The organism is Pyxidicoccus fallax, from assembly GCF_012933655.1.
Taxonomy (GTDB): domain Bacteria; phylum Myxococcota; class Myxococcia; order Myxococcales; family Myxococcaceae; genus Myxococcus; species Myxococcus fallax.
Map to the genome: position 1 here is coordinate 22,118 of NZ_JABBJJ010000098.1, position 14,572 is coordinate 36,689.

The 14,572-nt window shown below is 68.5% G+C and carries 13 protein-coding genes; 2 read left to right on the forward strand and 11 right to left on the reverse strand.

All coding sequences use genetic code 11. The features are described from left to right. Positions 1 to 268: 268 nt before the first annotated feature. The 11 genes from HG543_RS21575 to HG543_RS21625 form a co-directional block, all read right to left on the reverse strand. On the reverse strand, positions 269 to 1,408 hold the full coding sequence (locus tag HG543_RS21575; RefSeq protein WP_169346710.1) for an acyl-CoA dehydrogenase family protein: 1,140 nt from the start codon (positions 1,406 to 1,408) through the stop codon (positions 269 to 271). Continuing rightward, a complete protein-coding gene (locus tag HG543_RS21580; protein WP_169346711.1) occupies positions 1,405 to 2,466 on the reverse strand; it encodes a M20/M25/M40 family metallo-hydrolase in 1,062 nt (353 codons plus the stop codon). The genes HG543_RS21575 and HG543_RS21580 overlap by 4 nt, the downstream gene beginning before the upstream one ends. After that, positions 2,453 to 3,331 carry a [LysW]-aminoadipate kinase gene (locus HG543_RS21585; protein WP_169346712.1) on the reverse strand — a complete coding sequence of 293 codons (879 nt, stop codon included), beginning with the start codon at positions 3,329 to 3,331 and terminating at the stop codon, positions 2,453 to 2,455. Before HG543_RS21585 ends, HG543_RS21580 begins: the two co-directional genes overlap by 14 nt. Next, positions 3,328 to 4,107 carry an SDR family oxidoreductase gene (locus HG543_RS21590; RefSeq protein ID WP_169346713.1) on the reverse strand — a complete coding sequence of 260 codons (780 nt, stop codon included), beginning with the start codon at positions 4,105 to 4,107 and terminating at the stop codon, positions 3,328 to 3,330. The genes HG543_RS21585 and HG543_RS21590 overlap by 4 nt, the downstream gene beginning before the upstream one ends. Further along, positions 4,085 to 5,086, reverse strand: a complete 1,002-nt coding sequence (locus HG543_RS21595; protein WP_169346714.1) for a sulfotransferase — start codon at positions 5,084 to 5,086, stop codon at positions 4,085 to 4,087. The genes HG543_RS21590 and HG543_RS21595 overlap by 23 nt, the downstream gene beginning before the upstream one ends. A 48-nt stretch (positions 5,087 to 5,134) precedes the next feature. After that, positions 5,135 to 5,995, reverse strand: a complete 861-nt coding sequence (locus tag HG543_RS21600) for a family 3 encapsulin nanocompartment shell protein (RefSeq protein ID WP_169346715.1) — start codon at positions 5,993 to 5,995, stop codon at positions 5,135 to 5,137. A 64-nt stretch (positions 5,996 to 6,059) separates the two neighbouring features. Further along, entirely contained in the window at positions 6,060 to 7,097 is a 1,038-nt protein-coding gene (gene argC / locus HG543_RS21605) for an N-acetyl-gamma-glutamyl-phosphate reductase (RefSeq protein WP_169346716.1), read from the reverse strand. Beyond that, positions 7,094 to 7,936, reverse strand: a complete 843-nt coding sequence (locus HG543_RS21610; protein WP_169346717.1) for a RimK family alpha-L-glutamate ligase — start codon at positions 7,934 to 7,936, stop codon at positions 7,094 to 7,096. Before HG543_RS21610 ends, argC begins: the two co-directional genes overlap by 4 nt. Positions 7,937 to 7,956: 20 nt before the next feature. After that, the gene (gene lysW, locus HG543_RS21615; protein ID WP_169346718.1) at positions 7,957 to 8,151 is read right to left on the reverse strand and encodes a lysine biosynthesis protein LysW; all 195 of its coding nucleotides are present in this window, start codon (positions 8,149 to 8,151) and stop codon (positions 7,957 to 7,959) included. Next, a complete protein-coding gene (locus HG543_RS21620; RefSeq protein ID WP_169346719.1) occupies positions 8,151 to 9,158 on the reverse strand; it encodes a transketolase C-terminal domain-containing protein in 1,008 nt (335 codons plus the stop codon). The genes lysW and HG543_RS21620 overlap by 1 nt, the downstream gene beginning before the upstream one ends. Beyond that, on the reverse strand, positions 9,155 to 9,997 hold the full coding sequence (locus HG543_RS21625) for a transketolase (protein ID WP_169346720.1): 843 nt from the start codon (positions 9,995 to 9,997) through the stop codon (positions 9,155 to 9,157). The genes HG543_RS21620 and HG543_RS21625 overlap by 4 nt, the downstream gene beginning before the upstream one ends. A gap of 306 nt (positions 9,998 to 10,303) precedes the next feature. Between HG543_RS21625 and HG543_RS21630 the strand changes: the two genes are divergently transcribed. Together HG543_RS21630 and HG543_RS21635 are read left to right on the forward strand one after the other, a co-directional pair. Then, complete coding sequence (locus HG543_RS21630) at positions 10,304 to 11,905, forward strand: AMP-binding protein (protein WP_343073408.1); 1,602 nt, start codon at positions 10,304 to 10,306, stop codon at positions 11,903 to 11,905. A 246-nt stretch (positions 11,906 to 12,151) separates the two neighbouring features. Continuing rightward, positions 12,152 to 14,572: non-ribosomal peptide synthetase (locus HG543_RS21635; RefSeq protein ID WP_169346722.1), on the forward strand; the 2,421-nt coding region annotated here is incomplete at its 3' end.

Consider the following 14,572-nt stretch of genomic DNA (forward strand, 5'->3'; position numbering starts at 1 on the left):
GCCCCATGCAGAGGCGGTACACTTTCGCACACCTTGGGGTTCATCCTGACGGTGTTCCGAACCCGGAGAGGGGGCCACCACACGGTGACAGGGCCGCGCGGGTCATCCCCACGAAGCCAGCGCGTGGCTGAAGCACGAGGAGAGGATGCACTTCACCAGCCGGATGGCATTGAGGATGAAGTGCTGCGTGGGCTGGGAGTCGCTCTCCACCGGGATTACCTGCAGTCGATCCGTCGTCCATGCGCTGCCCCTCCTTCCCGGTCTCGCGCTACATCCCCGCGGTCTGGGCGATGATCTCCTTCATCATCTCGGAGGTCCCGCCTCCGATGGTGAGCATGCGCACGTCCCTCCAGGCCCGCGCGATGTGCGTCTCCTCGATGTAGCCCATGCCTCCGTAGAACTGCTGGCAGTCGTAGGCCACCCGCTGGGCGAGGTCCGCCGTGTACAGCTTCACCATGGAGATCTCCCTCAACGGCCGCCGCTTGCGCTGGAAGAGCTCCACCGTGTGATACGTGAGCTGCCGAGCGGCCGCCACCGAGGTCAGGTGCTCGGCGAACTTGTGGCGCCACACCTGGTACTCGATGAGCCGCTTGCCGAACGCCTCGCGCTCGCGGCCGTAGCGGATGGCTTCCTCGAGCATCCGCTGCATCATGGCGACGGCGTTGATGCCCGTCACCAGCCGCTCGCCCTGGAAGCTGTTCATGATGTGGAAGAAGCCGTCGTTCTCCCTTCCCAGCACGTAGCGCGCGGGGATGCGGCAGTCCTCGAAGAAGAGGATGGCCGTATCCGAGGAGCGATGGCCCACCTTGTCGAGCTTCTTCGACACCGAGAAGCCCTTCACGTCCGTGGGGAACGTCACCAGCGAAATCCCCGCGGCGCCCGGGCCTCCGGTCCGCACCGCCAGCACCAGGAAGTCCGCCCGCGTGCCGTTCGTGATCCACATCTTCGAGCCGTTGATGACGTAGTCATCCCCGTCCCGCCTCGCGGTGGTGCGCAGGTTCGCCAGGTCCGAGCCCGCGCCCGGCTCGCTCATCCCGAGCGCGGCGATCTTCTCTCCCGCGAGCGCCGGAGCGAGGAACTCGCGCTTCTGTTCCTCGGTGCCGACGTCGTTGATGATGGGCGTGGCCATCTGCCCTTGGACCATCAGCGCCATGCTGACGCCCGCGTTATCGCCGCGCGCCAGCTCCTCGGCGAAGACCGTCACGAACCAGTAGTCCAGCCCGCTGCCGCCGTACTTCGGATCATGGTGGATGCCGAAGAGGCCCAGCTCGCCGCACTTGCGGAAGAGCTCTCGCGGGAAGAGGCCCGCCTGGTCCCATTCCAGGGCGTGGGGGGCCAGCTCCTTCTCCACGAATCGCCGGACCGTCTTGCGGAATGTGTCGTGCTCTTCGGTGAAGGGAGGAATCATGGCCGGGTGGGGAGCAGGGCGAGAACGCGAGAGAGCACCGCGACTCCTTCCTCGTATTCGTCGAGGCCGATGTGCTCATGGGGGGTGTGGTCCAGCGAGGAGTCGCCGGGACCGTAGGCGAGCGTGGGCACCTGCCAGGCCGCCGCCACGGTGTTCCAGTCGGACGTCCCCGTCTTCAGCCGAAGCGTCGGTCTGGCGCCCCGCTCGCGGATGGCCTTCTTGAACGCGCGTGAGAGCTCATCGTTCCCGTCCGTGCTGACAGCGCCCTTGTTCGAGAGCGCCTTCACGCTGACGCCGGGAACGCTCCCCAGCAATGACAACAACTGCTCGCCATCGGTGGCGGGCCCCGTGCGGACGTTGATGCTGGCCCGGGCCCACTCCTCGGTGTCCGTGGAGCCCGTCTGGAAGGACGTCAGCGAGGGGAGGTCCTGCTCGAAGAGCGGGCGCTCGCTGTTCCATTCGTCGCAGCGCGCGCGCAGCGCGTTCCACGCCTCGACGAGGTGCTCGGCGGCGGCGCGGTAGTCGCGGCTCGCCGTGTGGCGCCGGCTCGCGCGGTACTCGAGCTCGGCCCGGACGAGCCCCTTGTATCCGATGGTGAGCGCGTGGGCGCCGCTCGGCTCGCCGTTGATGACGAAGTCCGGACGGTACCGCTCGCGCACGTGGAAGGCGCCGCGGGTGATGGCCACCTCCTCCTCGACGCACCCGAGCAGCAGGAACTTCTTCCCGGCCCGCTCGCTCGCGTCGAGCAGCTCCACGGCCTCGATGAAGGCGCCAATGGCTCCCTTGGCGTCCACGGTGCCGCGCCCGAAGAGCCGTCCGTCCTCGATGCGCACCGGCACCTCTCCGGGCACCGTGTCGATGTGCCCGAGCAGCGCGATGCACGTGTCACCGTCACCCATGCTCGCGATGGTGTTGCCCACCTCATCGGTGTGCGCGCGCCAGCCTCGCTGCTCCAGCCGCTCCGCCAGCGCGCGGGAGAAGGCCTGCTCGTGGTGGCTGGGGCTGTACTGCTCCACCATCCACTTGAGGAACTCGATGGTCTTCTCACGTGCGCGCATTCGCGACCTCCTGCTGCTTCCGGGGGAGGGTGAACTTCGTGCCGGACTCCTCGGTGAGGGCGACGAACACCGGCCGGGGCACGCGCGAGGAACTCACGTACACCGAGGGGACTCCGCCCTGGAGCGCCTTGCGCGCGGCGTCCAGCTTGTAGCGCATGCGTCCGGCGGCCAGTTGCATGCAGCCCTCCACGTCGTCGCTGGAGCGCACGAGCGTCAGGGGCTCGTTCGGGTTCTCCAGCAGCCCGGGCACGTTCGACAGCATCACGAGCGCGCGGGCGCCGAGCGCGGTGGCAATGGACGCGGCGATCTGGTCCGCGTCGACATTCACGAGCACGCCCTCCTCGGTGATGGCGGGAGGGCAGACGACGGGCACGTAGCCCTGGTCCAGCAGCATCGACAGGAGGCCCGTATTCACCGAGTGGATTTCCCCGGCGAGGTGCTCCCGATCGATGCGGACCCGTCCGCCGTCGTGGATCTTCAGCGGGGGCCGCCGCTTCGCGACGAGCACCCTGCCGTCCGCGCCGCAGAGCCCGACGCCGGGAATGCCGCGCTCCGCGAGGGCGAGGACGACGCGTTTGTTCACCTCACCCACCCACGCCATCATCAGGACGCGCAGCGTGGTGACGTGGGTGAGGCGCACCACGGTACCGGTGGGGGTCGTCACCTCGGGGCGCTCGAGCGAGAAGGCCTTCAGCACGCGTTCGCCCGCCTCCGAGCCTCCATTGACCACCACGACGCGCTCGCCGCAGCGGATGAGCTCCACGACATCGTTGCAGACGTTCTCGAGATCAACGCCCGCCGCGCCGCCAATCTTGACCACGATGGGGCGGACGTCCGGCTTGCTGGAAGGGAGTGGCGCGCTCATCCGATCACACTCGCGCCGCCATCGACGAGCTGGACCGTCCCGGTGATGAACGAGGCCCGCTCGCTGGCGAGGAAGGTGGCGGCGGCGGCGAACTCCTCGGGGAGCCCCACGCGGCGCAGCGGAATATGGGCCGCCATGGCGCGAAGCCCGGCGTCCACGTCTCCGTCGGTGTTCGTTCCGGCGGTGCGCTCGACGGGAGGCGTGCGGGTGTAGCCGGGGGCCAGGACGTTGACGGTGACGCCGCAGTCTCCGAGTTCCTGCACGAGCGCGGAGGCGAACCCGACGATGCCCAGCCGCGAGAAGCCCGAGAGGGCGAAGCGGGCCACGGGCCGCACGACGGTCTCGGAGGTGATGAAGAGCAGCCGTCCCCAGCGCGCCGCCTTCATGTAGGGCAGGGCGGCCAGGGCCAGGCTGATGGGCGGCAGCAGGACCGAGTCCACGGCGTCCTTGTAGGCGCCGAGCTCGAACTTCGTCGCCGGGCCCGGAGGCGGCCCGCCGCTGTTCGTCACCGCGATGTGGAGTGCCCCCATGCGGCCGGCGACCTCCTCCACCCAGTGGCGGACGGCGTCGGGATTCTTCAAGTCCACCGCCGTCGTGAGCACCTGGCCCCGGGCGAGCTCCTTCAATCGTCGCTCGGCCCGCGAGAGCTTCGCGGTGTCCCTCGCGCCGATGGCGACGTGAGCGCCTTCCTTCGCCAGCTCCTCGGCGACGGCGAGCCCCAGGCCGCTGGAGCCTCCCGCCACGAGCGCGACCCTACCGGTCAGTCCCAGTTCCACGGAGCGCCTCCTTTCCGTCACGGGCCGCGGTGTCGGTGCGCACCGGCTCGCGGGCCTGGGTGCGCCGGGGTTGGAAGTAGCCGTAGCGGGCCATCAGCGGCCACGACAGCGCCTGGGTGATGTTCCTCGCGCGCGCGGGGAGCTCCTTGCGCCAGGACTCGTCCTCGGGCCGCAGGAGCGTGGGCCCGCTGCGGAAGCGGTCCGGATTGCCAGTGACGGTGTGGTTCTTCCCCAGGTGGACGGTGCGGCCCTGCACCGGGTTGACCGCGTCCCGCGCGCCGACGTGCTCGAGCAGCGCTCCCACCACCGAGGCGGGCTCGGCGATGAAGTCCTCGTAGCGCAGGAAGAACGAGCGCTCGGGGTAGCGCTGGATGACGGCCTCGGACGCGAGATTGAAGCCGACCCAGTAGCTGGTGCTGCGCAGCGCGGACATGGGGACGACGTACTGCTTCGTCTTCGTCCACGAGTGCGTGGCGGCGCGCGGATCCCTCACGAGGTAGAGGAAATACGGCGTGACGCCCTCCACGTGTGGAAGGAGCGCCGCCTCGGACGGGAGCTTGCCGCTGTCCACGAGCGTGTGGCTGCCCGTGGCCTTCGCGATGGCGCGGTACGTCCGGCTCAGCGTGGCGGCGTACTCGCGGACATCCTCCGAGCGGGTGCCCTCGCGCAGGATGCTCCACGTGTGACGGGTCCGCACGGCCCGCGTCTGCCGCCGCACGACCTCCCGGGCGTGGGCCTCGGGAGTGCTCCCCGAGGGAGCTTCCTCCTCGAGCACCTTCGACCAGACGCCGCAGCGGGTAAGGGCCTCGCCGCAGCCGCAGAAGGTATTCGAGCCGTGGCCGTAGGCATTCTTCCAGAGGAAGCTGAGCTCGCCGGTGTGGAAGAAGCCCTTCACCTCGTTGAGAACGTTTCCAAGGATGGTGCTGCCATTGCGGCACCAGCCGGTGATGTAGAGAACCTTGATGGTGGATTGAGTCACGCTCGCCCCCTGTGCGCACTGCCTGGATGTCCGTGAAACGGTTCCGCGTCAGACCAGCGAGGCCACGTAGAAGTGCGTCGGCAGGTGGACGACGAGCGCCTCTTGAATCTCACCGCACACGGCGAGGCCCTCGCGCGGGAAGATGCCCTTGGGGGGCTCGGCGAAGCGGATGATGGAGCGGCCGCTGTCGAAGATGGTGGCGGCGGCGGTGTAGTCCCCAACGATGACGGTGCCCGGGTTGACCATGCGCGCGCGGGCGATGCGCACGCCCATGTCCGCGAGGTCCTTCAGCAGGCTGCCCTGCCCGACGAAGTAGCGGTAGTAGTCCTCCGGATTCATGAGGATGCCGTCGGCCGAGCCACCCACCTGCTCCACGCGATTGCACGCCGCCAGCAGCGAGGCCACGGGCGTCTCACGAGGCGCCAGACGGGTGACGCCCGGAGTCTCCAGCAGACCGCGCACGCGCTCACCACCGGGGCCCCGTGCGAGCGCCTGGTTCTCCGCCGTGCACAGGCGCACCAGCAGCCGGTAGTCGATGAACGTCGCGAGCGCCTCGGGGTCATCCAGCAGGGCGGGATTGAGCTGCACCCACGCCGTGGTCGGCTTGAGCTGCGTCTTGTCCGAGTGGAACTCGAACGTGGCTTCCTGCCGCAGCTGCGCGTCGATGACGTGCTCGGTGAGCTCGGACTGGGGACGGGTCTCGTACCAGTACTTGATGTGCTGCTGTTCGGCCTTCACGACCTTGAAAAGGCCGCGCACCGCGATGCGGGGACGGCGCTTGAAGCCCGGGAAGGAGTCCGTGATTGTCGTGGAGAACTCCACGGACGCCTTCGTGCCCTGCGCGATGACGGCGTTGGCAAAAGCCCGCCCAGGGGACAGCTCGGTCCCCGCGGTACCATTGGTGCTCATGTCTGCTCCCGGTCTGGGTGATGTGGACTGCGTGTGGCCGCGGACTCGGAAACCGCGGGGTGCTTCAGATGGGATGCAGGCCCCGGAAGCCGAGGCCCTCGGTCTCGGAACGGCCGAGCATCAGGTTCATGGCGTGCACGGCCGTGCCCGCCGCGCCCTTCATCAGGTTGTCGAGCGCCACGTTGACGACGATCCGGTTCCGCTCCGGGTCCACGTCGACGGAGAGGTCACAATAGTTCGTCCCCTGCAGCGGGCCGGGCTCGGGGAAGGGCGAGGCGCTCGTGTTGGGCCGGATGAGCCGCACGAAGGGCTTCTCGCGGTAGGCCATCGCGATCGCCCGGAGCGGCTCGGCCTCGTCCAGGGGCCTCGTGGTGAAGCCGTGCACCGTCGCGAGGATGCCCCGCACGCTCGGGATGGCCGTGGCGCTGAAGTGCACGCTCGGACGCGTCCCCGTGAGCCGCTCGACGACGTTTTCAATCTCTCCCGTGTGCCGGTGTCCCACCGGCTTGTAGCAACGCAGCGCGGAGGCGCGCTCGGGGTGGTGGGAGGCCCGATCCGGCGTGGCACCGCCTCCGGAGGAGCCCGTCTTCGCGTCGACGACGAGCTCCGGCTTCACCAGGCCCGCGCGCACCAGTGGGAGGATTCCCAGCAGCGAGGCGTGGGCCATGCAGCCGGGCACCGCCACATAGCGGGCCTCGGGAAGCTCGCTGGCCGTCCATTCGGGCAAGGCGTAGACGAACCCCGGCACGCCCGCGGGCCGTGGGTGTTTCTTGTACCAGCGCTCGTGCGCCGCCGGGGCCAGCCGGAAGTCCGCGCTCAGGTCAATCACCCGGCCCGCGAGCTCGCGCACCCGGGCCCAGCGGTTGATGAGCCCGCCCTGGGGCATGCAGCTCACGAGCAGGTCGCACGGCTCCAGCGCGTCGTGCGGGACGAAGCGCAGCGAACTCATTCCGCGCAGGTTCGGATGCGGGTAGTCGAGCCGCTTGCCCGCGAATTGATCCGAGGTGGCCTGCACCACCTCCACGCCCGGGTGCGCCAGCAGCATCCGCAGCAGCTCGCCCCCCGTGTAGCCCGCGGCTCCCAATACCGCCACGCGCGTCATGGGAGCACCCCGATGGCGTAGTCGGCGATCAGCTCCGGCAGCGGAACCCGGGTGAACTCGATGCTTCGCGCGAACTCCACGCAGTGGTTGATCTCATTCACCAGGACTTCTCCGTCACGCGTCTCGAGCAGGTCCACGGCCGCGATGTCCGCTCCGACGGCCGCCGCCGCGCGCTCCGCGAGCTTCGCGTGCGACGCGGGCACCTCGTACGCCTCGGGAACGGCGCCCCGGGCGGTGTTAGTCACCCAATGCTCCGAGCGCCGGCGGATACCTCCCACCGCCCGGCCCATCACGTAGACGCGCAGGTCATAGCCGGGCTTGTCGATGTACTGCTGTACGAGCGCCACATGCTCCGAGGCGCTTCCCGTCTCGAAGCGCATCTGCATGAGGCCCTCGGCCGCGCTACGGCCATCGATGCGCGCGACCATGCGTCCCCACGAGCCCACCGCTGGCTTCGTCACCACCGGGTAGCCCCGGCGTTCGATCTCCGCCACGCAGGCCTCCTCCTCGAAGCCCGCGAAGGACCACGGCATGGGCACTCCGCGCGCCGCCAGTGCCAGGTTCGTGAGGATCTTGTCCCCACACGTGGTGATGGCCCGGGCGCTGTTCACCACGCGCGCGCCCTTCACCTCGAGGATTGCCGCCAGATAGCGGGAGCGGGTGAGCGACATGCTCCGCATCAGGACGACGCTCCCACCCGGCCAGCGCTCCGCGTCCAATGACAGGACGAGGTCCGAGTCCTGGTGGAGCTCGACGGCGCAATCCCTTTTGCGGAGCGCCTCGAGGATCATCCGCTCCTCGGTGCGCAGCCGTGTATAGACGAGATCGATCTTCTTCATGGGGAGCCGAGACGGGGTGGCTACTCGCCCCAGTCCTCCTCGACCTCGGGGGCCTCGGCGAGGCGTAGGGGCTTGAGTCCCACCACCTCCAGCTCGGCGGAGCAGCCCTCGCAGGTGAGGACCTCTCCCTCCATGAAGTGGTCTCCGAGAATCTCGAAGGCACACGTGGGGCAACCATTGACTCCCGCGGCATCCATCGGCTTCTGCAGCTGCATCAGTTCCTCCTTGTGGACAGTGAAGCGAGTACGCGTTCGGCTACCGCCGCGCCGTCGAGCCCATGCCCGCGCAGCAGCGATTCATGCGAGCCCGCGAGCGGGTCGTAGCGATCCTGGATGCCGATGCGGAGCACCTGCCGGCCGAGCCCCCGCGCGCACACGGTCTCGCAGACCGCGCCGCCGAGCCCACCGAGGATGGTGTGCTCCTCCACCGTGACGAGCAGCCGCGTGCGCTCCGCCGTTTCGAGCACCGCCGCCTCGTCGAGCGGCTTGAGCGTATGCATGTTCACCACGCGCGCCGAAACGCCCTGGCTTTCGAGCCGCTGGGCGGCCTCCAGCGCGACGGAGACGCCGACCTCGCCATGCGCGATGAGTCCCACGTCCGAGCCCTCGCGGAAGCAGAGTGCCCGGCCGAGCGTGAAGCCGCCGCGCGGTTCCTCCAGCCGGCTCACCCGGTTGCGGCCGAGCCGCATGTACACGGGGCCCGCGTGGTCGATCATCGCGCGCGTGGCGAGAATCGTCTCGAGCCCGTCGGCGGGGGAGAGCACCAGCATCCCCGGCATGGACCGGAGGATGGCCAGGTCCTCGATGGCGTGGTGGGTGGGCCCGAAGAACGCACCCGAGACGCCGCCGTAGTCGCAGACGAGCTTCACGTTCGCCCGGGGGTAGGCCATCCCGAGCCGCACCTGCTCGCACGCGCGCATCGCCCCGAAGGGCGCGAAGGTGTGCGCGAAGACGACGTGCCCCACGTGCGCCATGCCGCACGCCATGTCGAGCATCGTGGCCTCGCAGATCCCCAGGTTGAAGTAGCGGTCCTTGTGCCGAGCCTCGAAAGGATCGCCTCCGCCACCGAGGTCCGCCTCCAGCAGCACGAGGCGCGGGTCCTGCTCGGCGAAGCGCGCGAGCGCGTGCCGGAAGATCTGCCGGTTGGAGAGCTTGGGGTTGTCCCGGAGCCAGGCTTCGGGGTCGCTCGAGAGGTCCGTGCCGCCCATCTGGGTTTCGCTCACGGGGTCTCTCCCATGGAGACGAGCGCGCGCCGGAGCTGCTCGGGAGAGAGGACCGCGTAGTGGGGACCCTTGCCCTTGAACATGGGGACACCCGCGCCCTTCTGGGTCCTCGCGACGATGGCGCGCGGCGCCGTGCCGGCGGGGATGGTCAGGGCCTCGCAGAGCGCACTCAGGTCGTGCCCGTCCACCTCGACCGTCTCGAAGCCAAACATGAGCAGCCGGTCCTTCAGCGCCGCCTGGGAGAGGATGGCTTCGGTCGGGCCATCGTTCTGCCCTCCGTTCCGGTCGATGATGAGTGTCAAATTTGACAGGCGCTGGTGCGAGGCAATCTGGAGGGCCTCCCAGTTGGAGCCCTCACCCATCTCTCCATCCCCGCAGATGACATAGACACGGTTGGTCAATCCCTTGAGCCGGTACCCGAGTGCCAACCCTGTCCCCAGACCCAATCCGTGTCCCAGGCTGCCGGTGGAAAAATCCACACCCGGAACCCTGGCATTCACATGGCCCGTGAAGATGCTTCCTTCCGCGTTGTAGCGCTGGACGAGCTCCTCGGCGTCGAAGAAGCCGAACGTTGACAGGGCCGCATACAGTCCCGCCGCGGCGTGTCCCTTTGACAGGATGAGGTGATCGCGTCCCTCCCAGCCCGGCTCACTGGGATTGATTTTCATGACGCGTCCCAGCAATGCCACGAGGATTTCCGTCAGGGAGAGCGAGCCTCCGAGATGGCAACCCGAGGCGGTCGCCGCGAGCCGGACGATGAGCCGCCGGACACGTCTTGCCTGTGCTTGAAGCGAGTCCAATCCATCCTCGGACGGAGACGCGGGACGCGCGTCTTTCATTGCTACAGTCATCGAGCGGGCCATGGTTCTCGGGGGGAGAGCGATGCAATTCCTGACTTCGATGCTTCGCCAGGAGCCCTATAAAAAACCGAGAGAGGACTCGTCAATGTGTGAAGCTAGGGACTGATGTAAAAAAAAAAGGCTACATTGTTTGGCCATCAAGAAAGTGTTAGCGAATCCAACCGCAAATACATATACATCCCAGGAACACAGGGGAGCACGGTAATGACTGGAAATTTTCACGACGCTGCGGCGCGAGCTGCCGGGGAGGCTTGGCGTCTCAAGGGTTGGTGGCGCGACGCGACCGTGGTCGACGACCTCCACCGAGCGATCAAGCACCATCCGGACAAGACGGCGATCATCGCGGCCCGGTACTTTTCCAGGGACATCACACGCATCAGCTATGCGGAGCTTGGGATGTACATGGACCGCTTCGCGGGTGCCCTCCGCGAGCTGGGCGTCGGACGCGGGAAGATCGTCGCCGTGCAGCTCCCCAACTGGTGGCAGTTCACCGCGCTCGCGCTGGCGTGCGCGCGCATCGGCGCGGTGCTCGCGCCCATCCCACCCGACTACCGGCGCCGAGAGGTGGAGTTCATCCTCGGCAGGACCGAGGCCCAGGTGTACATCGGCCCGGCGACCTGGACCGGGTTCTCACACCGGGACATGCTCCGGGAGATGGCACCGGTGCTCCCGGCCCTGCGCCAGCGCGTCTTCATCGGGGCGGGCAGTGGCGTGGCGGAGGGAGAGGTCGACTTCGACGCTCACTTCGTTTCCACCCGGTGGGAAGAGCATTGCACCGCCAGTGCGCTGAATGAGCTGACGGCCCGCGCGGATGACGTGTTCAATATCCTCTACACGTCGGGGACGACCGGCGAGCCCAAGGGCGTGGTCCACTCGTACAACACCAACTACGCCATCACCCGGGCACTCAGCGAGACGATGCGGCTGGGCGCGGAGGATGTCATCTCGCTGCCGAGCCTCCTCACCGCCTCGAGTGGTTTCACCTATCTCTTCCAGATGCCCCTCCTGCTCGGGGCGACGGCCGTCTATCTGGACGTGGCGGATCCCGACTTCCACCTCAAGCTCATCGAGGAGCATGGGATCTCATTCATGTATGCGATCCCCACGTACTACCTGAACATGCTCGCGTCGCAGAGGCGCCGGCCCCGGAAGGCGGACACGCTCAAGTGTCTGGCCACCGGCTCGACTCCCGTTCCGCCCCACCTCATCGCCGAGGCGCGGGACGTGTTTGGCGTCCGCCTGCACACGCTCTGGGGCATGACGGAGAATGGCGCCGTCACCATCACCCGGCACGAGGACCCGCCCGACTGGCCCGCCCACAGCGACGGCGCTCCCGTGCCCTGGATGGAGGTGAAGATCGTCCCGGCCACCACCGAGGACGGCTCGGCCTTCCCGGATGGCGCGGGGCGGCTCCTGGTCCGCGGCGCGAGCCAGTGCCTGGGGTATTTCCTGCGCGACGACATCTACAACGCCTGTCTGGACTCCGAGGGGTGGTTCGATACCGGGGACCTGGCGCGTGACGACGGACGCGGCGGCATCCGCATCGCCGGCCGGCTCAAGGACATCATCTTCCGGCACGGGATGAAGATTCCCGTCGTGGAGGTCGAGTCGGCGCTGTATGCGCATCCGAAGGTGCGCGAGGTCGCCGTCGTGGCCCACGCGGATGATCGCATTGGCGGCGAGCGCGTGTGTGCCGTCGTGGTGCCTCGCGACGAGGCGCCCACCCTCAATGAGTTGCGGGACCATCTGCGCAAGGCCGGCATGTCGGTGTCGTACTGGCCGGACCGCCTGGAGCTCATCTCCGAGATGCCGAAGACTCCCTCCGGGAAGATCCGGAAGTTCCTCCTGCGCCAGCGCCTGAAGGAGATGTCCGCCAGCACGGCCTGAGCCTGTCTTCAACGCTGTTTTCGATGATGACCCGCTGCCTCGTGGCGGCGGGAATGGTCCCTTTTTGTCTGCCTTTCCCCGAGGCAGGCGCAGCCCAGGCAAGTCGACATGAACATGCGCGATGTACAGCCCCCGGCCGACGGCGTCTCACGAGCCTCCTCCCAGAGGGCCGGACCGAAGCCGGGTGTGAAGCCGGCAGGCAAGGCGCCGCCATTGGTGCCGGTATCTCGCGAAGAGGCGCCGCCGTTGTCCTTCGCGCAGCAGCGGCTGTGGTTCGTCGATCAGCTCACGCCCGGTAGCCACGCGTACAACGTCGTTCCCTACGCCCGGCTGAAGGGGCCGCTCGACGTGGCCGCCCTGGAGCGGAGCCTGGCCGAGGTCATCCGCCGGCACGAGGCGCTGCGGACGACGTTCACCCAGGTGAATGGGCAACCGGTGCAACGGATTGCCCCGGAGCTGGCGTTCCGTCTCCCCGTGGAGAGCCTGGAGTCCCTGGCGGAGGGGGAGCTCCAGCGGCTCGCGGAGGAGGAGGCACGGCGCCCGTTCGACCTGGAGAAGGGCCCGCTGGTGAGGGCCCGGCTGTTGCGCGTGGCCTCCGAGGACCACGTGTTGTTGCTCACGTTGCACCACGTCATCAGCGACGTCTGGTCCCTCGGGGTGGTGGAGCGGGAGCTGACCACGCTGTACCGCGCGTACTCCCGCGGTGCGGAGCCGGCGCTTGGGGCTCTGCCCGTTCAGTACGCGGACTACGCGAAGTGGCAGCGCGAGTGGTTGAAGGGCGAGGTGCTCGAGGAGCAGCTCGCGTGGTGGAAGCAGCAACTCGCCGGGGCTCCGCCCGTGCTGGAGCTGCCGACGGACAGACCGAGGCCTCCCTTGCAATCCGCTCGCGGGGCCGTTCTGCGGGTGATGCTGTCCAAGGCGCTCTCCGGCGCGGTGAAGGAGCTGAGCCGCTCGCGGGGTGCCACGCAGTTCATGACGTTGCTGGCGGGCTTCCATGCGCTGCTGGCGCGCTACAGCGGACAGAGCGACATCGTGGTGGGGTCGCCCATTTCCGGGCGCAACCGGCGCGAGGTGGAGGGGCTCGTCGGCTTCTTCGCCAACACGTTGCCCCTGCGGGTGGATGGGATGGGGGCAGAGAGCTTCCGGGAGTTGCTGGGGCGGGTCCGTACCGCCTGCCTGGGTGCGTATGCCCATTCGGAGCTCCCCTTCGAGCAACTGGTGGATGCGCTGCAGCCGGTGCGCGACCTGAGCCGCTCGCCGCTCTTCCAGGTGATGTTCGTCCTCCAGGGCGCGATGCCCTATGCCGCCCTGGAGCTGCCCGGTGTCTCCGCGAGCGAGCTCGTCGTGGATCCCGGCGTGTCCCGCTTCGACATCACGTTGTCGGTGCGGGAGACCCCGGATGGGTGGTTGTGCATCTGGGAGTACAACACCGACCTGTATGACGAGGCGACGGTGGCGCGGATGGCGGCGCACTATGTGCGGCTGCTGGAGGGCGCCGTCGCGCAACCGGAGGGCAAGCTGTCCGCACTGCCGCTGATGGACGAGGCGGAGCGTCGGCGCGTGCTGGTGGAGTTCAACGACACCCGGACGCTGTATGCACCAGCGGGCGCGGTGCACGAGCTGTTCGAGGTGTGGGCGGACAAGACGCCACAGGCGGTGGCCGTCAGCTTCGCGGAGCAACGGCTGACGTACGGGGAGCTGAACCAGCGGGCCAACCGGCTGGCGCACCACCTGCGAGGCCTGGGCATAGGGCCCGACGTGCCCGTGGGCCTGTGCGTGCGCCGCTCGTTGGACCTGGCCGTGGGCGTGCTGGGCATCCTCAAGGCCGGCGGCGCCTATGTGCCGCTGGACCCGGCCTACCCGGCAGACCGTCTGGCGCTCATGCTCGACGCCTCGCGCGCCCCCGTGGTGCTCACGCAGCAGTCACTGAAGGACGCACTGCCCAGCGGTGCGGCGCGGCTGTACCTGGACACGGACGAGGCTCAGTGGGCCCGTGGCAGCGAGGCCAATCCTCAGTCGCTCACGGAGCCGCAGGCCCTGGCGTACGTCATCTACACGTCGGGCTCCACGGGAGTGCCCAAGGGAGTGGCGATGCCCCATGGGCCGCTGCTCAACATGCTTCGCTGGCAGGTGGAGCGCACGGTGGCGCCGAAGGGCAAGACGTTGCAGTTCTCGGCGCTGAGCTTCGACGTGAGCTTCCAGGAGCTGTTCTCCACCTGGGCGGCGGGCGGAGAGCTGGTGCTCATCCCCGAGGAGCTGAGGCTGGAGGCTCGGGCGCTGCTGGAGACGATGGACAGCAGGGGAGTGGGGCGGCTGTTCCTACCGTTCGTGGCGCTGCAGAACCTGGCGGAGGTGGCGGAGAGGGAAGGGGTGGTGCCGCGCGGACTGAAGGAAGTCATCACGGCCGGAGAGCAGCTGCGGGTGACGCCAGCCTTGCGAGGGATGTTCGCGAGGCTGCCCGGATGCGTGCTGGAGAACCAGTACGGGCCGACGGAGACGCACGCGGCGACGGCGTACCGGCTGGAAGGCAACCCGGAGCAGTGGCCCGACCTGCCGGGAATCGGCACGCCCATCGCGAACGCGAGCGTGCACCTGCTGGACGGCAACGGAGAGCCGGTGCCGGTGGGAGTGGTGGGCGAGGTGTACATCGGAGGGGCGGGGCTGGCG